The following is a 23,251-nucleotide window of genomic DNA, read 5'->3' on the forward strand; positions in this document are numbered from 1 at the left end:
TCAGGCCGGGACGCCGACCACCTGACCGGCGCCGACCCGCTGACCGGCGCCGACCGGTTGTGCGGAGCCGGGCACCCGCTCGACGTAGCGGAACTCGGCCAGCGGCGGCACCCGGATGCCGTCCAGCCCGATGCCGTAGGTGAACAGCCGGTGCGCGTCGGGGTTGGTGATGCGCTGCTGGTCGAAGGCCTCGTCGCAGTGCCGGTACACCGGGGTGCTGGCGGGCGACCCCAGGTAGCGGGCCGGCTGGGCGCCGGGCAGCGGCCGGCCGGTCATGCCTGCCGCGGCCAGCAGGAGCCGCACCCGCTCGTCGATGATCATCACCGCGGACCGGATCTCGTTGGCCCGGACCGCCAGCACCAGTCCGTGGAACAGCGCCGCCGAGGCCAGCTTGCCCGCACCCTTGAGGCCTCGCCGGCAGCCCAGCGTCGCCACGTCCCAGGTCTGGCTCAGGTCCAGCCGGGCCGCCCGGGCCGCCCGGGCCACGTCCAGTGACCAGGGCGGCCGTGCCGCGTCGTCCAGCGTCTTGAGCCCGAGCGAGGTGGGCCGGATCAGCCGGCAGGCGCCCAGCACGTCGCCGCTGTCGTCGGCCAGCGCGATGAACACCGAGGCCGGCTCGTACGGCCCGTACTCGTCCGCCAGTTGCTGGCGGGTGTTGCCGTAGGCCCGTAGGAAGACCTCGGCCTCGCAGTCCCGGGCGGCCTCGAGCAGGTCCGCCTCGGGATCGAAGCGCAAGCTCAGCAGGGCGGCGCTGTCCATCTCGAGTCCTCCTCCCGGCCCGGCGGTTCCTGCGAGTGGCGGCAAGCTTACTGCCGGTACCCGCCGATCGGACATACCCAATTGTTCAGCCGAAGAAACTCACCCGGAGGAAACTTCAGCTGTTGTAGGGCATGGTCGGGAACCAGCCGTAGCCGAACAGCGACGGCACCCGGATCGTCCAGTAGATGACGGTGAAGACGCCCACGGTCAGCAGCATGGCTGCCGTGACCCGTGCCACCCGGCCGGGCCGGGCGCTCATCCAGCGCACCAGCCAGCCCCGGCCGATCGCCATCAGCAGCAAGAACAACGCCGCCATGATCAGCATGTTGCCCAGCGACTGCAGGACGAAGATCGCCGCGCCGTAGACCGGGTTGTTGTGCTCGGCGGCGTAGAGGAACAGCTTGTGGAACAGCGGGAACGGCCGGCCGATCAGGAAGCCGCCGACCAGCGCGCCGAGTACCACCAGCCGGGCGTTGGGGCGACGCTGCGACACTCGCGCCAACGGGTCCGGCACCAGCCGCAACTCGGCCAGGCCCAGGTAGACCAGGGCCAGCCCGATCAGGCCGAACACCACCGAGGACTGCACCAGCCGGACCGGCATGCTGCCCACCGTGTCGGTGGACAGCTGCGGAATGCGGGTTCCCAGCCACGCGCCGATCGCGCCGTAGGCCGCCGACACCGGCAGCATGCCGGCCACCAGCCACCCCAGCGGCCGCAGCACGGTGCGCAGGCTCTGGCGCCGGCCGTCCTGCTGCTCGACCATCGGGCCGACCGCGCCGAACACCGCGATGTTGCAGGCGGTGAAGGAACCGGCGACCCCGGTGACGAACGCGAACACCGCCCCGGAGAGCAGCCCGCCGATCGGCGTGGTGCGCGCGTCGTGGCCCAGGGCGGTCTTGGCGATGTTCTGGCCGATGCCGGTGTCGACCAGCTTGGCCGACCACACCACCGCCAGTGCGAGCCCCGCCAGGAAGCCGATCAGCAGGATGCGGCCGCGATGGGAGGGGTGGTGGACGGCAGGCCGGCGTACCTGTGTGCCTACTTGGGTGTTGACCATGGCTGATGCCCTTCTCTGCCGGCTTCAGCCGGCTCTCGGAACCGAACCTAGATACTGGTTGTATCTACTAGCTCCTGCTGAGAGTCCCACTCGCTCGGCATCCCGGTTACTTCGTGCGTGCCCTGCGGGTGAACGCGGCCGGACGGTCTAAACAGGGAGGTTCGGGGGCATAACGAAGGGCACGGCAGAACGTAGTGGGCTCGGCAACGGTCAAGAGGCGCTGTTCGTCGGCGACCGGCCAGACTTTCGGCGAATGCGGATCGACCCTTCGCACCCGGGTCGGCCCGGCTTGCCGTTCGGGCACGCCACGAGACTGCCGTCCTGCGCACCTGCGGAAAGGTACCGGTGGCACTGGCGGGCAGGGTGCGTCAGCCACCGGGTAACGGGGAGCACGATCAGCCCGTTACGACATGAGGAGAGACATTGCCTACTTTTCTCGGCTCGCTCCGAGGACTGGTGCTGGCTCCATCGCTGGAGAAGGTGAGTTTCGCCGGACGGGGTTTCGCGGTCACGCCGACGGCGGCCACCGACCGGCTCGAAGCGGTGCCGCAGGCCGTGGTGTGCGGCTTCGAATGGGCAATCGCCGCCCCCGACCTCACCGACGTCAACCGCAGGCTCCGGCTGGTCGAGGAGGAGCAGCGCGGGTTCGCCTACGAGGGCGCCACGATGGCCTACACCATCCTGGACAGCGTGCGCGGCCACCGCACCCGCGAACTGCTCGACGGCGCCGGCGAAAAGCACATCCTGCTCGCCTACATCGGCATCGGCTTCGCGATGGCGAGATTGCCCCGGCCGCTGTGGAAGAAAGTGCTGCCCGACCTGCGCTCGCGCTACCACCCGACGATGAGCTGGCTGGCGGTCGACGGCTACGGCTTCGACCGGGCCTACTTCGACACCGACCGCTGGGTGGCCCGGCAGGAGATCCCGGATCCCTATCCGTGGCAGGGCTGTCCGGGCTACTTCCCGCGGGCGGTGGACCAGGGCATCGGGCGGGCACTGTGGTTCATCCACGGTGCCGATCCTGATCGGGTCAGCGCCGCGGTACGCCGCTTCGCCGTTACCCGGCAGGCAGATCTGTGGAGCGGGGTGGGCCTGGCGGCGACCTTTGCCGGCGGTTGCCCGCCGGAAGGCCTGGCCCGGCTGCGCAAGGAGGCCGGCCGGCACTGGGCCGAGCTCGCGCTCGGGGCGGTGTTCGCGGTCAAGGGCCGGGCCTATGCCGGTTACGTGCCCGAGCACACGGTGCTGGCCAGCGAGCAGCTGACCAGCCTGTCCATCGAGGGCGCCAACGCGCTGGCCGACCGCACCGAGGTCGCCCCGCACGGCAGCGGGCCGCTGCCGCAGTACGAGATCTGGCGGCAGCGCATCCGGGCGCACTTCGCACCTGCCTGACGGCGCGGCCGCTCTTCGTCCGTGCGGGAGTTTCTGCTGTCCGCACAAGGCAAACACTGGTGGCCTGCCCGGCAGGCCGAGTAGGCACGCCGGAGTAAGCACGGTAATTCCCGCGCTGTCAGCATTCGATCATCACGATCTCTAGGCCGCTAGAGACCCGTCGAGGGAGAGATCATTTGTCCGGCTTTCGGGCGCTGCGGCGCCGCATCCTCACACCCAACCTGTCGGCAACCAAGCTGGACGTGCGAGGTTTCAACGTCAAGGACGCCGCATCCCAGCAGCTGCTGGAGACCGTCGGCGCGACGTTCCTGACCGGGTACGGCCACGCCGTGGAGGCCCGCACGGTCATCGAGTGCGAGCAGCGCTTGGAGCAGATTCCCGAGCGGTTCCGCGGCTTCGCCTACGAGGGCGCGGCGATGGGCTACGCGATCCTGGACGGCCTGCCGTTCGGTTCCAGCCGGCACGTCTCGAAGTTCCTGTCCGGCCGGGGCCGCCAGCACGCCTACATGGCCTACATCGGCGTGGGCTGGGCGATGGCACGCCTGCCCCGGTTCCGGTGGTCGAAGTTCACCGTCGCCGACCCGCTGATGCGCTGGCTGGTGCTGGACGGTTTCGGTTTCCACCAGGCCTACTTCGCCACCGAGAAGTACGTGACCCGGCAGTACCAGGAGCCGGAGTTCCCGTGGCCCGTCGAAGGCCCGCAGTGGTATGCCAACCACGCGATCGACCAGGGAATCGGGCGCGCGATGTGGTTCGTCGGCGGCACCGAGGCCGAGCTGGTGGCCACCATGATCGAGAAGTTCCCGGAGTCCCGGCAGCCGGACCTGTGGAGCGGTGCGGGGCTGGCGGCCACCTACGCCGGCGGCGCCGACGCCCAGGAGCTGGCGACCTTCTTCGACCGGGCCGGCAAGTACCGGCCGCAGGTCGCCCAGGGCTCGGCGTTCGCCTCCACCGCCCGGCTGGAGGCCGGCCTGCTGGTACCGCACACCGCGGTGGCCACCGAGGTGTTCTGCGGCATGGCTCCCGAGCAGGCCTCCCGGGTCAGCACCGACCGCCGGCCGGTGGGCGCCGACACCGAGGACCTGCCCGCCTACGAGCTGTGGCGGCAGCGGATCGCCGACGCCTTCGTCGACCTTGGGCGGGTCTGAGCCGATGGCGGCACCGCTGGTCTCGCTCGCCCCGCCGCGCCGGACGCCTCCCGGCCCGCCGCGCACCGCGACCTTCGGCCTGCTGAACAAGCTGACCTGGAACCGGCTGGCCTTGATGAGCCAGGCGGCCGCCGAGTACGGCGACGCCGTACGGATGGCCATCGGCCCCAAGGTGCTGTACTTCTTCAACAGCCCCGAGTACGCCAAGCACGTGCTGGCCGACAACGCCGGCAACTACCACAAGGGGATCGGCCTGGTCCAGGCCAAGCGGGCGATCGGTGACGGCCTGCTGACCAGTGACGGGCCGTTGTGGCGCAAGCAGCGCAAGATGATCCAACCGGTGTTCCAGGCCAAGCGGATCGCCCAGCAGGCCGGCGTGATCGCGGCCGAGGCCGGCCAGCTGGTCGAGCGGTTGCAGCGCCGGGCCGGCACCGGTCCCGTCGACATCACCGAGGAGATGACCGGCCTCACCCTGGGCGTGCTGGGCCAGGCGCTGCTCGACGCCGACCTGTCCGCTTACGCCGGCGTCGGGCACTCGTTCGAGGCCGTCCAGGACCAGGCGATGTTCGAGATGGTGACGCTGGGCATGGTGCCCATGTGGATGCCGCTGCCCAAGCAGCTGCGCTTCCGCAAGGCACGGGAGAACCTCGAACGGGTCGTCAACGGGCTGGTGGCCGACCGGTTGGCGCGCGGCAGCGACGGCGACGACGTGATGTCGCGGCTGATCGACTCGACCCGGCGCGAAGCCGACCCCGAGGTCGGCCGGCAACGGATGCGCGACGAGCTGGTCACCCTGCTGCTGGCCGGCCACGAGACCACCGCGAGCACCCTGAGCTGGACATTCTTCCTGCTCGACAAGCACCCGGCGGTGTGGCAGCGGCTGCACGACGAGGCCGTCGAGGTACTCGGCGACCGGCCGCCGGAGTACGAGGACCTGCACCGGCTGACCTACACCTCGATGGTGATCGAGGAGGTGATGCGGCTCTACCCGCCGGTCTGGATCCTTCCCCGGCTGGCCCAGGCCGACGACGAGATCGGTGGCTACTTCGTGCCGGCCGGTGCCGACGTGGTGGTCTGCCCGTACACCATCCACCGGCACCCGCGGCTGTGGACCGACCCGGAACGCTTCGACCCGGAACGGTTCAACCCGGCCCGGACGTCCGCCCGGTCGAGCTACGCCTACATCCCGTTCGGCGCCGGTCCGCGGTTCTGCGTCGGCAACCATCTCGGCATGATGGAGGCGGTGTTCGTTCTCGCCTCGGTGGTGCGCAAGCTGCGGCTGGCCACCCAGCCGGGTTACCGCGTGGCGCCCGAGCCGATGCTCTCGCTGCGGGTGCGTGGCGGGCTGCCGATGCTGGTCTCGACCCTGGACTGACCCGGGTACTGCGGCAATCGCCGCCCCGTACGGGTACGGCCCGGCACCGCGGACTGCGGTGCCGGGCCGTTTCGGTCTAGCTACGCCGGCCTGGTCTTCCTAAGCCGTTCAGCTGGGCGACGGCTGGCTTGCCAGCGGCGGCCAGGTCGCCGAATCTCTCGGGGTGGCAACGCAATCGCGGACATGCCGGTACCCGGGCGGATGCATCGTCTGCATCCGCCCGGGTGGTCCGACCGTGTGGAGCTGTCTGCTACCGCCGCCGCCCGGTGCCGGTCAGGTCACCACCAGGCGAGCGTCGCCGGCCCAGTTGCGCTCGGAGCCGGCGGCGCCGACCGTGCTCGGCCGCTGGAAGTCGCTCTTGTTCCGGGAGCGCGGCGCGGCGGTGGGAACGGGTTCCCGGCTGTCCAGCTCGGGCAGTGCCAGCAGGATCGGCAGGTCTGTCAGCCGGGGCGGGCGCAGCTCGACGTGGGCGGTCGCGGTGCGGCCGGCCACCACCTTGACCGGCCGGCTGGCCGACACCAGCAGCGGCTTGCGCACCCAGGGCCTCGGGTCCAGGTTCTGCACGGCCACCGCGGTGGCGTACAGGTACCACTGGCCCTCGGGGACCGCCGGCAGCTCGTAATTGCCGGCGCCGTCGAGGGTCACACAGACGACCGGGGTGCCCTGCGGAATGGTGCTGTCGAACAGCGAGACGTAAATCCGGGCGGGCTCTTTGAGTTCGGGCATGGTGACCGAGCCGTGCACCGCGCCCAGCGGGTGTCCGGTGGGCACCGGATAGTCCGGAGCCGGAATACCGACCTCGGACAGGTAGCGGTAGCGAGCCGGGGAAATCCCGACGCTCCGGGTGAACCGGCTGGAAAACGTTCCCGGACTGTTGTATCCGACCTGGTAGGAGATGTCGGTGACGCTCATGCTGGTCTCCAGCAGCAAGTTCTTCGCCTTGTACAGCCTGATGGCGGTCAGGAACCGCCCCGGCGAGGTGCCGGTGATGCTGCGGAAGAAGCGCGAGAAGTAGAAGCGGCTGAACACCGCCATATCCGCCATTTCCTCCAGGGACAACGGTTCGTCGTACCGGTCCCACATGTTCGTGATCACGCGTTCGACGGCAGATTGCACAACTCCTCCTTGGATCTTTTTCGACCAAGCTCAAGTGGGCATCGCAGAGCAATGCCAATGGCTAAATAAAGGTGAAATGAATTAATGACTAAATATGATGTGCGTTTACCAGCCGTCACTGCCTGGACACGAGATGAGGAGTAGCCGGCGGCGCGAGCCGCCATCGGAAGGGCCAACGAGCCGCCAGGACAGCGAGTCGAGGATTCACCGAATAGGTTACTACGGTGACTGTCCTGGACAATGACATAGTTGTGCCCACCCTGATATCGCTGTGAGTACCTGCTGCATTGGCCGAGCCCCGTTGAGGCCGACCATAGCACCATCTGTGTAAAAGAGACATACTGACTGGTTCTGTTACCCCCCGCAGTCGAGCTGTTGCAGCGGGCAGCCTTTAGTCTGCCTGCTCGGTCGCGGAAAGGGAAGTTTTGTGATGTGTTGAGCACGCGTGGAGAGGCAATCGCTGGTGTCTGCGCAGGGTCTCATTAGATGCCCTGCGAGACCCGCCGGGCGGCCGGAAGCTCGGTACTTCCTGGCCTGTGCGGGCGTGCGCCGGCGAGGCTGCCGGGCGCCGGGTCGGGGCCGTCCCGGACGCGCGACGGAGCGCTCCGTCGCCCGTCGGCAGGGCGTCTCGATTGCCCGCCAAGACTGCGCGACGACTAACGGAACCGCACTTGCCGAGCGCAAGTGAATGCGCCAGCGACAAGCGAATCCACTGTCATATACAGGGGTTTTATCGCTCATCGTTGCGATCGGGCGACGGTCGAGGCGATCGGTCCGGCTCGCTGTGCCAGCGGGTGGGAGCGGGGCGGGTAGTGCCTGCCCGGAAGTGCTCCGGGCCGGCGGCAGGAGGCTTGCCGGGACCGGCGATCAGCGTCCGGCGGAGCGGAATTCTGAAATGGCAATATCACAAACCATAATGACGGCACGCGCAAAGTGGCCGGTGCCGCGGTGGAATGTAACCTGGCAGCGGACAGGGTGGAAACGGATATTCAGCGAAGGTTGCGGCGCGGTTTGAATCACTACCTGAGCACGACCGAGAATACGTTTTCCAGCATATCCCGGCCCGGCAGCCATTCGGTACGGCACGAGAACCGGATTCCGGCACCGTGATTTTCCATTGAATGTGTTCCGGTGCGTGGGCCTCATTGTCGGGTATAACGAGGGGAGGCCCACGTACCGGTTCACGATATTGGCGCACGCTTTAGCAATGGCGCCGGACCCAGGTGGCCGGGAGAATAGGTATTCCATGGTTATCGACCAGGCGCCGGAATATCATTTCCTCATTCGGTCGGCGCGGACTGAACGGGCCCTAGTGCCCACGGTAGCCCCGGCGGCGAGAGCCATCCCAATTTGACCGCCGGAAATAACCAGCGACCCGGGGCACCGAAATAGTGGCGAAAATGACCGTGCCGAGCCGGCGATCCGGCCGGCCTCGCGCAGGCGGTGCCCGGCACTCGCGAAGATGCCCGGTGCCCGGGTGCGCCAGCACGATGCTTCTGCCGGTGCCCAGGAGGGTGCCGGACCGTACGGCATGCGAGCACGCTGCCAGCGGGCCGAACTGTGCCACCAGCCCGGCCGTCGCCGGTCCGCGGAAGGAACTTCCGACATGCCCGACAACGCCGAGCCGGCTGTGCTGCGGGTCGCGAGCGGGCCGGGCACCGCGGTGCTGCAGCTGAACCGGCCCGCCGTGCGCAATGCCCTCAACGCCGCGCTGGTGGACCGGCTCGCCGCCGTCCTCGCCGAGCTCGACGACGACCCGGACGTCCGGGCCGTGGTGCTGACCGGGTCGCCGCCGGGCTTCTGCGCCGGGTCGGACCTGACCGAACTCGCCGGGCTGCCGGTGGCCGAGCGAACCCGCCACGAGGCGCGAGCCGGCTACCTGGCCCGGAGGCTGCAGCAGCTCAGCATTCCGGTGCTGGCGGCGGTGGAGGGCTTCGCCCTGGGCGGCGGCTTCCTGCTGGCGACCAGTTGCGACATCGTGGTCAGCGCCGGCCAGGCCCGGTGGCAGCTGCCCGAGGTGGGGCTGGGCTGGGTGCCGCCGTGGGGACTGCAGAGCCTGCTGGCGCGGGTGGGACCGGCCACCGCCCGGCGGCTGGCCTGGGGCGAGCAGGCGCTGTCCGGGCAGCAGTTGCACCGGCTGGGCGCGGTGGACGAGATCAGCGAGCCGGGCGGCGCGCTGCAGCGTGCGGTGGACCTGGCGGCCAGGCTGGCCGCCCTGCCGCCGCACGCGGTGGCCTCCACCAAGCGGGCGTTCGCCGATGCCGGATCGGCCGAGGGCCTGGACGCGCGGACCGTGGAGATGTTCGGCCTGGACTGCTCCTCGACCACCGCCCAGCTCAGCTTCGCCAGGTTCGCCCGGCCGCTCCGCGACCCGGCCCGATGAGCCGGCCGGCCCGGCCCGTGAGCAAGGTGTGCGATCCGGCCAGTGCCGTGGCGCTGATCGCCGACCGCCAGTCGGTGGCCTGTACCGGGGTGCTTGGCTGGATCACGCCCGACGCGGTGCTGCGGGCCCTCGCCGAGCGCTTCGAACGGACCGGCTCGCCCCGCGAGCTGGACTTCTTCTTTCCCTGTGCCACCGGGGACGCGATGGGCATCCCCGGCATGGACCGGCTCGCCCGGCCGGGCCTGATGCGCCGGATCGTCTCCGGGTCCTACATCAACCCGCGCCATCCGGTGACCGGTGACCGGCCGGCCCTGACCGGGCTGATCCGGCGCAACGAGGTGGCCGCGCACAGCTGGCCGATCGGTGCCTGCGTGCACTGGTTGCGGGAGGTGGCGCGGGGGAGTCCGGGCTACCTGACCCGGATCGGGCTGGGCACCTACATCGACCCCCGGCACGGCGGCGGCCGGTTCACCGACCGGGCCGAGGCCGGGCTGGTCGAGCTGGTGCGGTTCCGGGGCGAGGACTACCTGTTCTATCCCAGCTGGCCGCTCGACGTCGGCATCCTGCGGGCCAGTTCCGCCGACGAGGACGGCAACCTGTCCTTCGAGGACCTGCCGCTCACCTCGGTGAACCTGGCGCTGGCACTGGCGGTCAAGGGCAGCGGCGGAACGGTGATCGCCCAGGTCGGCAGGATCGTGCCGCGTGGCAGCCGGCCCGCCCAGCAGGTCCGGATCCCGGGCGTGCTGGTCGACCATGTGGTGGTCGTGCCGGGCCAGCCGGCCGGCACCGGCGTGCAGTCCGACCCGGGGTACCTGGGGCCGGTGCCGGACGCCGTCGGCCGGCTGCCCCGGTTACCGGCCGGAGCGGACAAGGTGATCGCGCGCCGGGTGGCCGCCGAGCTGCGGGCCGGGGAGACCACCATCCTGGGATTCGGCGGCTCCTCCGACGCGATCCTGGCGATGGCCGAGGACGGCGGGCTGGCCGACGGCCGGCTGGCCGACTACGTGCTGACCACCGAGCACGGCCCGTTCGGCGGGGTGGTGATGAACGGCTGGCAGTTCGCGGCCAACTACTCGCCCGACGCCCTGCTGGACGGCGCGTCCCAGTTCGACTTCATCCACGGCGGCGGCTGCGACTTCGCCGTCCTCGCCTTCGCACAGATCGACGGCGCCGGCAATGTCAACGTCAGCCGGTTCGGCGACACCGTGCCGGGGGGTGGCGGCTTCACCGACATCGCCGAGAGCGTGCGCCGGGTGGTCTTCGCCGGCACCTTCACCACCCAGGGCCTGGAGGTGTGCAGCACCGACGGCCGGCTGAGCGTGCGGCAGGAGGGCCGGATCTCCAAGTTCGTCGCCGAGGTGGAGCTGGTGACCTACCGGGCCGGGGCCGGCGTCCGGCGCGGGCAGCAGGCCAGGATCATCACCGAACGCGCGGTGTTCGACATCACACCCGACGGCCTGGTGCTCGTCGAAGTGGCACCCGGCATCGACCCGCGGCGCGAGATCCTGGACCGGATGGGCTTTCCGGTCACCGTCGCCGAGCAGTTGCGCACCATGGACCCGGCACTGTTCCGGCCGTGACCCCTGGCTGCCTGCCGGGTGTCCGGCAGAATGACGCTGACCGGTGAAGGCCCAGCGCGGAAAGGGAGAACGGATGAGCTCGACCCGGGTGATGTCGGTGCCGGTGCCGGGCGCCCGGCTGCACTGCGAGGTCACCGGCTCCGGACCGGTGCTGCTGCTGATCGCCGGCGCGGCCGGTGACGCGAGCACCCTGGCGCCGCTGGCCAGCCGGCTCTCGGCGAAGTACCAGGCGGTCACCTACGACATGCGGGGCCTGTCCCGCAGCGTGCTGGACGGCCCGGCTGCCGACACCGACATCGAGCTGCTCGCCGACGACGCCTACCGGATCCTGACCGCGCTGGGCTCGGAGCCCGGCTACGTCTTCGGCACCAGCGGCGGTGGCCTGGTGGCGCTGGAGCTCACCGCCCGGCATCCCGACCTGGTCCGGACGCTGATCGCGCACGAGCCCGCGGCGACGGCGTTGCTGCCGCATCCCCAGCAATGGCTGGACTTCCTCGACGAGCTGACCGAGCTGTACCGGCAGCACGGCGCCGGGGTGGCGATGGGCCGGTTCCTGGACGGCATCGAGGCGGTGCCGGGCCCGGGCACCTCCCGGCTGGGGGAGCTGTCGCTGCCGCCGGCCGGACAGGCGAGCGACGAGTCCCGGATGTCGCCGCGGACCCGCGCCTTGATGCGCCGGGCCCAGACGAACATGGACCAGTTCTTCACCCATCACATCCGGCAGGCGGCCCGGTACCGGCCCGACGTCGAGGCGCTCGGCCGGGCAACCAGCCGGATCGTGATCGGCGTGGGAGAGGCCTCCGTGGGCCAGGCGGCCTACCAGGCCGCGCTCGAGGTGGCCGGCCGGCTCGGCCTCGGCGTCGTGGAACTCCCCGGCGACCACCTGGGATATGCCACCCAGCCCGCCGAGTTCGCCGCCGCCGTGGAGCAGCTGCTGGCGGCCGGCTGACCGGGGCGGTCCGGCGGCGCACCGGCGAAGAGGCACCGGGGCGTCCGGCGGCGCACCATCGTCGCAGGCCCACCCGCGGGTAGGCCTGCCCGCCGGCCGGCAGGAGAGGACCCCCACGTGGCCAGTCAGGACCAGCCGGACGAGGCGGTCCCGGCACCGCTGGACACCCTCGCTGCCCCGGCACCGCTGGAGATCATCCGGGAGCTGGTCGGCTCGCCCGGGCGCACCCATCCCTATCCGCGCTACGAACTGCTGCGCGCGCACGGCCCGGTGGTGCCGGTGCGGCCCGGCCTGACGGTCGTGGTCGGCTACGCCGAGTGCGATGCCGCCCTGCGCAATTCCCAGCTGCGGGTCCAGGACGGGCCGAGCTATGACGCCATCTACCCCGACTGGCGCGAGCACCCGGCGCTGCGCGGCTACATCGACTCGATGCTCTACCGCAATCCCCCCGACCACGCCCGGATGCGCGGCCTGGTCAGCGGCGGTTTCACCCCGCGCCGGGTCAGCGGGATGCGCACGGCCGTGACGCAGCTGACCGACCGGTTGCTCGACCGGCTGGCGGTGGCCGGTGCCGGTGGCGCGCCGGTGGAGTTCGTCGCCGAGTTCGCCTCCCGGCTGCCGATCGCGGTGATCAGTGCGCTGCTGGGCGTTCCCGAGCACGACCAGGCCTGGTTCCGCCGGATCGCCGCCGACGTGACGATCGCACTGGAGGGAATCACCAACTCCGCCGAGCTGGCGGTGGCCGACCTGGCGATGGCCGAGCTCGGCGAGTACTTCCTCGCCCTGATCTCCCGGCGCCGGCTGGAGCCGGTCGACGACGTGGTCAGCGCGCTGGTGCACGGCAGCGAGCAGCTGGCCGAGCAGGAGCTGGTGGCGAACATGATGCTGTTGCTGACGGCGGGATTCGAGACCACCAGCTTCCTGCTCGGGCACTGCCTGCTGCTGGCCCTCCGCTCTCCCGGGCTTGCCCGCCGGCTGCGTACCGAGCCCGGCTTCGAGGTCGGCTATGTGGAGGAGACCCTGCGGTTCGAGACGCCGGTGCAGGCCACCAGCCGGTGGGCGGCCACCGAGCTCGACCTGCTCGGGCACCCGATCCCCGCCGGCACCAAGGTGGTGCTCATCCTGGGCGCGGCCAACCGCGATCCACGCCGGTACGCCCGGCCGGACCGGTTCGACCCGGACCGCGGCACCAGCCAGCCGTTGAGCTTCGGCGCCGGCAGCCATTTCTGCCTGGGCGCGCCGCTGTCCCGGATGGAGGCGCAGATCGCGCTGCCCAGGCTGCTGCGCCGGTTTCCGGAGCTGGCCCTCGCCGGTCCGCCGGTGCGCCGCGACACCTGGGTGGGCCGCGGCCTGGACGAGCTACCGATCCGGCTGGGGTGAGACCGGCCGGCGGTCAGGACGCCCGGCTGGCCGCCTTGCGGGCCAGCCACAGCTCGTGGGCGGCGCGCACCCGGGCCCACAGCGCGTCGAGCTGCTCCGGCCCGGCACCGCCCGGCCGGAGGCCGAAGATGTCGCCGAGCGCGTCCTGCCACTCGGCCCGGGTCTCCAGCTCGCGCACCGTCCGCCCGGTGCCGTCGACGTGCCGCAGCAGGCAGCCGGTCAGTGCGTCGATGCTGTCCGCGCCGCGGTGCATGACGGTCAGGGCCCGCACCAGCCGCGACTCCCGGGAGGTCACCAGGTAGTGATGCCAGCGGGTGAACTCGCGTTGCCGGGCAGCGGTGGGCCGGACGTCGATGCCGGTCACCGAGGCCCGCGGATCGAGGTCCAGTCGCAGGCCGGTGGGCTCGGTTGCCGAACAGCTCACCCGGTAGCTGAACGGGCCCTGCTGGTAGCTGCCCGGCCGGGCCGGCAGCGGTTCGTACAACCCGTCGCCGAGCCCGACGTCGACCAGCCAGCGGGTGCCGTCCAGCTCCACCGACAGGGCCATGTGCGGCGCGACGTCGGCGTTCACCGCCGGTATGGCGGCGCTGGCCTGCACCCCGGACGCGTGCCGGCTGACCTGGTAGCCGAGCGCGGCCAGCAGCACCGAGAAGGCGGTGTTGAGCTGCACGCAGTAGCCCCCGCGGCCGGCCAGCACCCGGTTCACCGCATGGTGCGGTTGCACCGAGGTCCAGCGGCCGAGCTGGATGTCGATCACCTCGTAGGGAATCCGCTCGACATGGGCGCGGTGCAGGGCGAACAGGCCCGCCACCGACGGCCGGCCGGGATCGGGAATGTCGAGTCGGCGCAGGTACTTCTGCACGCCCTCGGCAGAGATGGCGGGCATCGACTCTCCTTGCCGGGCGGGCGGACGGTACCGCGGCCGCGGAGCACCGACTTCATGATGGGTTGCGCGGTGCGGGCCGCCGTCTTCGATCGTGCCTATCCGGAAAGGGCAAAGCTCGGAAAAGCCGGGGATGGGGTTGCGCACTCGGGGAGATGTCGGCGCGGCGCGCCCGGCCGGAGGATGGACCAGGCCCGGCGGGGCTTCCGGCCCCGCATGCCTGCCAGCTCAGGCACCGGAGCACCAGATCGAAGGGCCAGGACGATGCGTGATCTTTCCCGGCCTGCCACCTCCACCGTCGAGCAGTCGCCGGCCGGCGCGGCCGAAGCAGCACCGGACGGGCCTGCGGCGCCGCAGGCCTGCATCACCGCCCGCTGGGAGGACCAGCTGCCGCAGCTGATCCGCCGGCTGGGACTGCCCACCGACGGGGTGGTGCAGGTCGGTGCGCACGTCGGCCAGGAGGTGCCGGCCCTGACCCGGTGCGGCTTCCGCCGGCTGGTGATGATGGAACCCAATGCCGACCACATCGCGGCGCTGCGCCGGCAGTTGCACCTGCACCACCGCAGCGCCGGCCGCCCCGAACCCCGCCAGGGCCTGCCGGCCCACGAGGTGGTGCTGGCCGCGGCCGGCCGGGAGCGCGGCCAGCTGGTGCTGCACGTCACCGAGTACGACCAGCAGTCCAGCCTGCTGGTGCCGTTGCTGCCGATGGCGGTGATCCGGCAGGACACCATCGCGGTGCTGCCGGTGCGCGAGGTGCAGGCCGGCTGCAATGTGCTGGTGGTCGACGCCCAGGGTGCCGAGCTGGAGGTGCTGGCCGGCACCGACCTGACCCGGCTGCAGCTGGCCGTCATCGAGGGCAGCACCTGGGCCCGCTACAGCGGCGGAGCCACCCTGGACTCGATCGCCGGGTACATGCGCGCGCAGGGCTGGCGCCAGGTCGCGGCCTGGGCCCACGTCCGGCCGCACGTCGTCGACGTGGCCTGGCTGGCGCCCGCGCATCAGCTGGCGGCGGCGCCGGGCTGAGCTGCCGGAGGGCCGAGCTGCCGGAGGCCTTACCAGCGGAAGGTGTCGGCGAACTCGGTGAGGAGTGCCGGATCGCCGGCCACCACCCGGATGCTGCCGCTCGAGATCGCCTCCGTCGCCGACATCCACCCCATCAGCAGCGGAGCAAGCGCGTGCTCGGTCTCGATCACCAGGTCGGGATCGGGCTGCGGTCCGTCGCTGAGGCCGAGCTCGCCGTCCCGCACCGACACGCTGAGGACGACGTCGGTGATCCGCAGCTCGTAGTTCACCGGCGCCGGCGGGGAGTCGTCGTCCGGGTGGAAGCCGGCGCGCATCGCCATCATCAGCGAACTGGCGGTGTAGATGTCGCCGGGCTCCGGCTGCCCCATCGACTTGACGCCCCAGCGGCCCAGGGCCATCAGGATGTCCTCGAGCTCGCTGCCGTACTCGGTCAGCTCGTAGACGACCGCGGTCGCCGGGCGCGGCAGGATCCGCCGCTGCAGGACCTTGGCCTGCTCCAGCTCCTTCAGGCGCGCCGACAGCACGTTGGTGGGTATTCGTGGCAGGCCTTGCCGCAGATCGGTAAAGCGCTTGGGGCCTGCGATGAGATCGCGCACGATGAGCAGTGCCCAGCGCTCGCCGACGATCTCCAAGGCACGGCTCACCCCGCAGATCTGTCCGTAGCTTCGACGCGCCATAGGCCGGGACTCTACAGGCTGCTTGTTTTCTAAGAGCAGGATCATGAGCAAAATGTTCGGAAATATCCGGGCGGGTAGCTCGGCTTTGCCAGCGTTTGCCCCGAGTGGCCTCCGGTAAGCTTACGTCCTCGCAGCCGATGGCATCTAGATCTGTCGACATCCGCGGGTGCCGGTCGCACCCGCCCAGCACAGCCGGCGGCGGGGCGTCCGAATCGAACACCCCGCCGCCGCCTGGCCATTCTTGTCGTTAACCCTCCCCGGCTGCCCCGTTGGCCAGCGCCGCCCGGGCTTGGCCGTTCAGGCTGGGAGCGATCTCATACTGGGCCAGCGCCGCCCGCAGCGGCTCCGGCACCCGGGTCGGCTTGGTATCGGTGTTCGGGCCGCGCATGCACGCGATCCGTTGCCGTCCCCGGGCGATCAGCTCCTCCAGGCCGTGCCGCAATCGGACATAGTCGAAGGCGAAACCGATCTGGGTCTGGGTAAGGTCCTCCAGCCGCATCCGGATCGAGAGCTCGTCGAAGGCACCGATCTCGACCATGAACTCGCACTCGACCTTGAGGGTGAACAGCTTGAGGTCCTCGCGCAGATCCTCCAGCACCGCCGGCGCCCGGTCCCGCAGGAACATCTCGCGGCACCTGCCCTGCCATCTCAGGTAGTTGACGTAGTAGACGTTGCCCACCAGGTTGGTCTCCTCGAAGCCGACCAGGTGCCGGTACTCGTAATACTTCTCCATACTCAGTTCCCATCCTCGGCCAGCATGGTGAACACCACCGGCTCGGCCACGTCGCGCACCGTGGTGCAGAACGTCGCGATCCGTGCGGTGCCCGCGCGCAGGGTGACCCAGCGGTCGGTGCCCGGCTCGCCGACCGTGATCGGCTCGATCCGGGCCCGGCCCACCTTGCGCAGGCATTCCACCGCTCCCCAGACCCGGGTGGCGGCCAGCGAGAACTCCTCGCCCCGCTCGGCGGACAGCAGCTGGGCCAGGGCGAACGGCTCCGGGCCGAGCAGGTCGGCCCAGTCCTGATCGGACCTGCCGGTCACCACCTCCACGTCGCAGCCGACCGGTCGGGGACCGCCGGCGACCGCGAAGGTCAGTCCGGCCGTGTGCGAGGACGAGACCTCGACCCCGCCCCCGACCTCCGGCTTGCCGTCCGGCCGGTAGCGCACCGTCGTCGGCCTGCCCAGCGCCCAGCTGAGTGCCCTGGCGGTCTGCTCTCGGCGGGCGGCCTGGCCGTAGGCCGGGTGAGCGCCGTCGGGCACCACCGCGCACCGCAGGCCGATGCCGTCCAGGTTCGGCTCGGTACGCCGCTCCAGATACGGGCCGAGCAGGCCGGCCAGCCACGGGCCGGAGCCGTCCTGCTTGCGGACCGCCTGCAACCGCAGGCCCTCCCACCGCTCGACCAGCCGGCCCGCCGGATCGCGGACGTCGAGGTCGTAGAGGTAGGTGTCGCCGTCGCGGTGGCGTTCCACCGCGTGCAGGACGAGCGTCTCGCAGTCCTGCACGCTGTGCCGGTCGGCCAGGTACAGCCGCTCGATGCCGGCCGGCAGCAGGGTGGCGTCCGGCACGCAGCACTGGATGGTGTGCATCAGCGCGTCCCGGGTGCCGGGGTCGGCCAGCACCAGGTCCTGGGCGAGGAAGCCGGCGAACCAGTCGGCGCTGGCCCGGTTGCGGATCCGGGCGGTGCAACTGGTCGCGGCCAGCTGCTGGTAACCCAGCAGCCGCTGGAACCTGGCTCCCTGGAACAGCACCGGCCCGTAGAGGTCACGGCCCGGATCCAGCGGCAGCAGCTCCGGCCGGGCGGGCGAGCCCACCGTCTCGGGCAGGCTGGTGGAGTAGCGCAGGGTCGCCCGGAAATGGTCGGCCTGGTAACCGGTGTCGCTGCTGCGGATGACCGCCTCGACGTCACCGTCTTCAGTGACCAGGGCCGCCACTCGGATGGTGGTCTGGCCGTCGACCGGTACCACGATCGGCCGCAGGAACTCCACGTCGGTGAGCACCGGTGGCCGGTCGTTGCCGGTCAGGGCGGTCGCGGCCTGGGCCATCGCCTCCATTCCCAGCACCGCCGGGAACAGCAGGTCGCCGTCGAGCAGGTGGTCGGGGAGGTAGAGGTCACCGCTGGCCGACAGGTCGGCGTCGGCGACCAGCTCGATGCCGGGGTAGTGCACCTGCGTCCGGTCCAGGAACCGCAGCAGCGGAAGCTCCTGCTGTTCCAGGGTGATCGTCGGCAGGCCCTCGGCCCGTCCCATCACCACCATGGCGGTGGGCGCGGCCGGGTCGGCGAGCACCCGGTGCAGGATCTCGATGCCCTCCTCGGTCCGGATCGGCGAGATGCCCTCGCGCATCAGCGACTCCAGCACGCCGAGCCGCTCACCCATGCCCGAGCCGGACCACACCGACCATTCCAGTGCCACGCACCGGCAGTCGGGGTAATCCTCGGCCACCCGGTAGGTCAGGTCGGTCAGCCAGTCGTTGGCGGTGGCGTAGTCCGCCTCGCCGCGCAGGCCGGCCCGGCCGATGATGCTGCCGAAGGTGACCAGCAGCCGCAACGACGCCGGATCGGTCGCCGCCAGCACGGCCTCCAGGCCGCCGATCTTGGGTGCCAGCGTCCGCTCGAAGGCGGACTGGTCGAGGTTGAGCAGCGAGTTCGGCTCGTTGCGCCCGGCACCGTGCAGGACGCCGGTGACCGGTCCGAGGGTGTTGCGGACCTCCTCGACCGCCGCCTTCACCTCCTCGGCGGAGGTGACGTCGGCCCGCACGTAGCAGTGCCGCACGCCGGCCGCCGTCATCCGTTCCAGGTTGGCGGCTAGCTCGGTGTCGGCGTCCGGGCCGGACCTGCCGAGCAGGCCGACCGCGGCACCGGTGCCCTGGGCCAGCGACAGCGCGCACTCGGCCGTGATGCCCTTGCCGCCACCGGTGACCAGCAGCACGTCCTGCGGGCCCAGCGGCGGCCGGCCGCCGTCGGCCAGCCGCACCGGCCGCAGCACCGGCACCCGGCGGGTGCCGTCGGCGGCGTAGCTGACCTCGGAGAAGCCGGCGGTGGCCGCGACGTCGGCGACGATGCTGCGCACCGCTGCCGTTGCCTGCTCGGCTGCCAGGTCTGCCGGAAGCGGCAGGGTGACCACCGTGGTGGCGACTGCCGGTGCCTCCAGGCAGAGGGTCTTGGCAAGCCCCGCGGCGCCGCGCCGGTCACCGACCACGACGAACCGCGCGGGCGCCGGCAGTGCCAGCACCGCCCGGGCCGCGGCCAGCATCAGCGGGACGTGGTCCTCGTCGCAGTCGCGCGGCAGGCACAGCACCACCCCGCTGCCGAGGCCGGCATCGCGCAGCGCCTGCCGGAGGCCCGCGGCCAGCGGGTGCCGCTCGCTGGCGAACACCTCCCAGCTCCCGCTGCCGGTGGGTCCGGCCGCGGGCCCGGCGGCTGCCGGCACCTTCTCGATGCCGAAGGCCCGCACCCACGGCGCGACGCCCAGCGCGGCGTTGGCCGGCTCGTCGGAGTCCGAGGCGCTCTCACCCAGCTCATCGAGCAGCTGGGCGAGCTGGGCCAGCGTCGAGGTGGCGAAGGTGGAGGTCGCCATCGGAGCGGTCAGGCCCAGCTCGCGCGAGGCCTGGTTGACGATCTGGCCGACCGTGATCGAACTCAGGTGCAGCTCGTCCAGCGGGTGACTGGTGGCGCTGACCGCCTCCAGCGGCAGTTCGGCCCGCTCCGCGGCCAGCCGGCGGAGCACGTCCAGCGCGCTCTGCGGCGGGCCGGACGGCACCGGTGCCGGCTCGGACGATTCCGCTCCGGCAGCCGGCGACTCGCTGACGGTCGGCTGGACCGGCTGCACCGGCTGCACGGCGATCCGGGGCGCCGGCATTCCCGCCGGCGCGGCAGCCGAGCCGGCCGGCAGCCCGGCGCCCAGATCGTCCGTCGGCGCCAGCTCGCAGGGGTTGACGAAGAACCGGAACTGCTTGCCGATCTCCAGGGTGCGGGTGAACCGGTCCCGGTGCAGCTCGGCGTGCCGGATGTCGGCGCCGAGCACGTAGCACGCCGCCACCGCCCGGAACAGGCCGGCCAGGGAGTTGCTGTCGGTCTCCAGCGAGACCGTCGGCATGAACGGGGCGATCTCGCCGGCCAGGCCGCGCAGGATGGTGCCGGGCCCGACCTCGAGCAGCAGGTCGACCTCACCGGCCAGCGCGGTGACCGCCTCGGCGAAGCGCACCGGTTCCCGGACCTGGCGGGCCAGCAGGCCGGCCAGGTCGGTGTCGGCGGGCAGCGGAGCACCGGTGACGGTGGACAGCACCCGTCCCTGCACCGGCGCGAACTCCTCGGCGGCCAGGTGGCCGTGCAGCGCCTCGGCGGCCGGGGCCACCAGTTCCGAGTGGAAGGCGTGCGAGACCGGCAGCCGCATCGCGGTCAGTCCCTTGGCCGCGGCCCGGGCGCAGACCCGGTCCACCGCGTCGGCGGGCCCGGACACCACGGTCTGCCTGGGACCGTTGTAGCCGGCGATCTCCACCGGCTCGCCGGCCAGCAGCTCGGTGACCGCCTCCGGAGCGGCCATGATGCCCGCCATCGCGCCGTCGCCGGTGCTGGTGTCGGCCATCAGCCGGCCCCGGACGGTAGCGATCGAGAGCAGCTTCGCCTCGTCGTAGGCGCCGGCCCAGTGCAGCGCGGTGAGCTCGCCCAGGCTGTGCCCGGCGGCGGCCACCGCCTCGATGCCGAGCATCCGCAGCAGGCGCAGCCCCGCCACCGAGGAGGTGGCGATCCGGGGCTGGGCGGCCGCGGTGTCGGACAGGCTGCCGGCCGGCAGCGGGTGGTCGCGGTAGAGCTCGTCCACCACCGGGAAGCGGCGGCGGACCGCGCCGCCGTCGCTGCGCCGTCCGGCGCCCTGGCCCGGGAACAGCAGGCCGACCCGGACAGTGGTCGCGGCGTTGCCGAGGAACACCCCGCCGTCGAGGTCCAGCACCGAGCGGGCGCCGTTGTCCAGCAGCATCAGCAGCTTGCCGAGCCGCTGCTCGGCCTCCTCCGGGCTGCTGACCAGCACCGCCGCCCGGATCGGGCGGTCGGCCAGGGCCGCCGACAGGGTGCCGGCCAGGTCGCCGAGCTCGGCGAAGGACATCCGCGGCGCCATCGCCGCCAGCTGGCTGATCCGGCCGCGCAGGTCGGCGATGCTGCTGGCGTCGATCAGCAGCAGCTCGCAGTCCTGCCGGGAGCGCACCAGCCGCTGCACCTCCGGAGCGATTTCGGCCCGGCGCTGCCCGTTCGACTGCTCCAGCACCACGTGGGTGTTGATGCCGCCGAAGCCCATCGACGACACCCCGGCCCGGATCGGGCCGTCCGCCGGCCACAGCTCGGCCGTGCTGGGCACCCGCAGCGCCGGCCGGTCGCCGAGCAGCTCCGGGTGCGGGTCGTGGTGGCTGGTGGCCGGCGGGATGACTTGGTGGGAGATGGCCAGGATCGCCTTGAGCAGCCCGCCGACCCCGGCCGCCGCCTTGGTGTGGCCGATGTTGCCCTTCAGGGTGCTGATCGCGGCCGGCGCCGCGTCCGGGTCGGCCTGCCGCCGGGCGGCGGAGAAGGCCCGCAGCTCGGTGGCGTCGCCGACCGCGGTGCCGGTGCCGTGTCCTTCCAGGTAGTTGACGGTCTCGAAGCCGAATCCGGCGTTGCGGTAGGCCCGTTCGATCGCCAGCTGGTGCCCGGCGGCCTCCGGCCGGGTGATCCCGCCCTTGCCGTCGGAGGAGTAACCCCAGCCGACGATGTCGGCGTAGCGCCGCAGGCCCTGGGCGATCGCGTCGCTCTCCCGCACCAGGATCAGCATTCCGCAGCCCTCGCCGGGCCAGAAGCCGTTGGAGTGCCGGTCATAGACCCGCATCTCGCCGGTGGCCAGCGCCCCGGTCTTGGCGAAGCCGATCACCTCGAACGGGTCGATCGACAGGTCCACGCCGCCGGCGATCACGGCGTCGAGCTGGCCCTCGGACAGCGCGTTGCAGGCGGTGGTGACCGACAGCAGCGAGGACGAGCAGGCTCCGTCGACGGTGTAGCCGCCGCCGTTGAAATCGAAGTGGTTGCAGATCCGGCCGGCGATGGTGTTGGCCAGCCCGCCGGCCAGCATGTCCTCGTCCACCGGGGCGAACGGGCTCTTGTACCGGCCTTCCAGCTGGTCGAGGAATGCCCTGAGCGAGGCGTCGTCCCAGCCCTGCTCGCGCAGCGCCGCGCCGACCGTGCGCCGGACGTAGGGCCAGCGCAGCCGCAGCACGCTGGCCCGGCTGAACTCGCCGGTCAGGCTGTTGCCGATCACCACGCCGGTGGCCTGGCGGTTCAGCCCGTCGCCGTTGGGGAATCCGGCGTCGGCCAGCGCCCGGGCGGCGGTGTCCAGCGCCAGCCAGTGGGTCAGGTCGGTGGACCGGTAGGTGGACCCGGCCACCCGGTATTTCACCCGGTCGAACTCGAAGCCCTCGATGACGGCGGCCTTCTGCGAGTAGAACCGGTCCGGTGCCGCCGGGTCGGGGGAGTAGTAGTCCTCCAGCCGCATCCGCTCGTCCGGCAGCCGGCGGAAGGCCCGGCGGCCGGCGAGCACGTTCTCCCAGAGCTCGTCCGGGGAGTTCGCGTCCGGGTAGCGGCAGGAGATGCCGACTACTGAGATGCGCTCCGAACTCATACCGCCACCGCCGAAGGGGTGGCAGCTACCGGACGATCAGCGGCCGCGAGCGCCCGGCGCTGCTTTGCCTTGCCGATGAAGTGCGCGCCCCACCAGCCCAGGCCGCGCAGCGCGCAGACCGCGGTGGTGGCGAAGAACAGCGTGTAGACGACGTTGAACTGCATCATCACGGCGTAGACGAAGGCGACCGACGAGCCGAACATGAACTGGTTGCGGGCCTTGGACGGGGTGGTGCCCGGGTCGGTGATCATGTAGTTGGTGAACAGCACGAAGGGAATTCCGGTCATCACGCCGAGGGCGGAGAAGAGCGAGACGTCCCAGAGCCAGTGCCGGACGAAGGCCTGGATGGCGAAGCCGCCCATCCAGCCGACGATCAGGGCGACCTTGCGAGTAAGCATTGCGTTGATAACCGTTCCTGACACGGCGATGATCAGCGGGATCATCACCCGGAAGAATGTGTTGGCGTTCTCACTGAACTGATAAGGCGGAGCGATGCTGCACCAGTGGCTGAAGCACAGCAGCACCGCGGTGATCCCGAAGTTGGACGGGTTCATGAAGTGCCGCATCCGGCCGTTGATGGGCGCCTGCAGCACCGCCTTCTGCCCGATCGCGACGACCACCGCGAAGGCGATCGGCCAGAACTTGTCGTTCGCGTACAGCAGCATGTTGCAGGCCAGGGCCGTGATGTGGGTCGGCAACAGGAAGGTGTAGACACCCCAGGCACCGTTGCCGCTGTAACCCGGGCGGCGCCGGTGCGCCCGAGCCGACACGGTCTCGATCACGAGCTCGGCGGCGTAGCCGACCCCCAGGGCGAACAACGGCCACGTCCACGGCTGCTCGAAGCCCAGCACGCTGTAGCCGAGGACGTTGAGGATCGACATCGAGATCGCGAAGTT

16 protein-coding genes are annotated in these 23,251 nt (G+C 71.3%); 8 read left to right on the forward strand and 8 right to left on the reverse strand.

The features are described 5' to 3' along the window. The gene (locus VLJ82_RS18260; RefSeq protein ID WP_408664788.1) at positions 1-759 is read right to left on the reverse strand and encodes a hypothetical protein; all 759 of its coding nucleotides are present in this window, start codon (positions 757-759) and stop codon (positions 1-3) included. A 115-nt stretch (positions 760-874) separates the two neighbouring features. Beyond that, positions 875-1,816, reverse strand: a complete 942-nt coding sequence (locus tag VLJ82_RS18265; protein WP_408664789.1) for a hypothetical protein — start codon at positions 1,814-1,816, stop codon at positions 875-877. Positions 1,817-2,239: 423 nt separating this feature from the next. On the opposite strand from VLJ82_RS18265, the gene VLJ82_RS18270 reads away from it, so the two are divergent. The 3 genes from VLJ82_RS18270 to VLJ82_RS18280 all read left to right on the forward strand — a co-directional run bounded on the left by VLJ82_RS18270 (position 2,240) and on the right by VLJ82_RS18280 (position 5,728). Next, entirely contained in the window at positions 2,240-3,205 is a 966-nt protein-coding gene (locus VLJ82_RS18270; protein ID WP_408664790.1) for a DUF1702 family protein, read from the forward strand. A gap of 176 nt (positions 3,206-3,381) precedes the next feature. After that, positions 3,382-4,353 (forward strand): DUF1702 family protein, encoded by a 972-nt coding sequence (locus VLJ82_RS18275; RefSeq protein ID WP_408664791.1) that lies wholly within the window; start codon positions 3,382-3,384, stop codon positions 4,351-4,353. A gap of 4 nt (positions 4,354-4,357) precedes the next feature. Next, positions 4,358-5,728 carry a cytochrome P450 gene (locus tag VLJ82_RS18280; RefSeq protein ID WP_408664792.1) on the forward strand — a complete coding sequence of 457 codons (1,371 nt, stop codon included), beginning with the start codon at positions 4,358-4,360 and terminating at the stop codon, positions 5,726-5,728. Positions 5,729-6,001: 273 nt separating this feature from the next. On the opposite strand, the gene VLJ82_RS18285 is transcribed toward VLJ82_RS18280, so the two are convergent. Continuing rightward, positions 6,002-6,823 carry a helix-turn-helix transcriptional regulator gene (locus VLJ82_RS18285; RefSeq protein ID WP_408664793.1) on the reverse strand — a complete coding sequence of 274 codons (822 nt, stop codon included), beginning with the start codon at positions 6,821-6,823 and terminating at the stop codon, positions 6,002-6,004. Between the two features lie 1,627 nt (positions 6,824-8,450). On the opposite strand from VLJ82_RS18285, the gene VLJ82_RS18290 reads away from it, so the two are divergent. The 4 genes from VLJ82_RS18290 (at position 8,451) to VLJ82_RS18305 (ending at position 13,136) form a co-directional block, all read left to right on the forward strand. Continuing rightward, positions 8,451-9,227, forward strand: a complete 777-nt coding sequence (locus VLJ82_RS18290; protein ID WP_408664794.1) for an enoyl-CoA hydratase/isomerase family protein — start codon at positions 8,451-8,453, stop codon at positions 9,225-9,227. Between the two features lie 17 nt (positions 9,228-9,244). Further along, entirely contained in the window at positions 9,245-10,807 is a 1,563-nt protein-coding gene (locus VLJ82_RS18295; protein WP_408664795.1) for a CoA-transferase, read from the forward strand. Positions 10,808-10,880: 73 nt separating this feature from the next. Then, a complete protein-coding gene (locus VLJ82_RS18300; RefSeq protein WP_408664796.1) occupies positions 10,881-11,756 on the forward strand; it encodes an alpha/beta fold hydrolase in 876 nt (291 codons plus the stop codon). Between the two features lie 117 nt (positions 11,757-11,873). Further along, on the forward strand, positions 11,874-13,136 hold the full coding sequence (locus tag VLJ82_RS18305; RefSeq protein ID WP_408664797.1) for a cytochrome P450: 1,263 nt from the start codon (positions 11,874-11,876) through the stop codon (positions 13,134-13,136). 13 nt (positions 13,137-13,149) lie between these two features. Here the strand turns inward: VLJ82_RS18305 and VLJ82_RS18310 are convergent, their stop codons facing one another. Continuing rightward, a complete protein-coding gene (locus VLJ82_RS18310; protein WP_408664798.1) occupies positions 13,150-14,022 on the reverse strand; it encodes an arylamine N-acetyltransferase family protein in 873 nt (290 codons plus the stop codon). A gap of 261 nt (positions 14,023-14,283) precedes the next feature. On the opposite strand from VLJ82_RS18310, the gene VLJ82_RS18315 reads away from it, so the two are divergent. Next, a complete protein-coding gene (locus tag VLJ82_RS18315; RefSeq protein WP_408664799.1) occupies positions 14,284-15,042 on the forward strand; it encodes an FkbM family methyltransferase in 759 nt (252 codons plus the stop codon). Between the two features lie 29 nt (positions 15,043-15,071). Here VLJ82_RS18315 and VLJ82_RS18320 read toward each other — a convergent pair whose 3' ends face one another. The 4 genes from VLJ82_RS18320 to VLJ82_RS18335 form a co-directional block, all read right to left on the reverse strand. Beyond that, the gene (locus tag VLJ82_RS18320) at positions 15,072-15,719 is read right to left on the reverse strand and encodes a winged helix-turn-helix transcriptional regulator (RefSeq protein ID WP_408664800.1); all 648 of its coding nucleotides are present in this window, start codon (positions 15,717-15,719) and stop codon (positions 15,072-15,074) included. A gap of 247 nt (positions 15,720-15,966) precedes the next feature. Further along, the gene (locus tag VLJ82_RS18325; RefSeq protein WP_408664801.1) at positions 15,967-16,452 is read right to left on the reverse strand and encodes an acyl-CoA thioesterase; all 486 of its coding nucleotides are present in this window, start codon (positions 16,450-16,452) and stop codon (positions 15,967-15,969) included. A gap of 2 nt (positions 16,453-16,454) precedes the next feature. Then, positions 16,455-22,355: an SDR family NAD(P)-dependent oxidoreductase gene (locus tag VLJ82_RS18330; protein WP_408664802.1), complete on the reverse strand. Its 5,901-nt coding sequence runs from the start codon at positions 22,353-22,355 to the stop codon at positions 16,455-16,457. Next, on the reverse strand, positions 22,352-23,251 hold a 900-nt coding region (locus tag VLJ82_RS18335; RefSeq protein ID WP_408664803.1), incomplete at its 5' end, for an enediyne biosynthesis protein. The genes VLJ82_RS18335 and VLJ82_RS18330, both read right to left, overlap by 4 nt.

It is taken from the genome of Jatrophihabitans sp. (assembly GCF_035474675.1).
In the GTDB taxonomy this organism is placed as follows: domain Bacteria; phylum Actinomycetota; class Actinomycetes; order Mycobacteriales; family Jatrophihabitantaceae; genus Jatrophihabitans_A.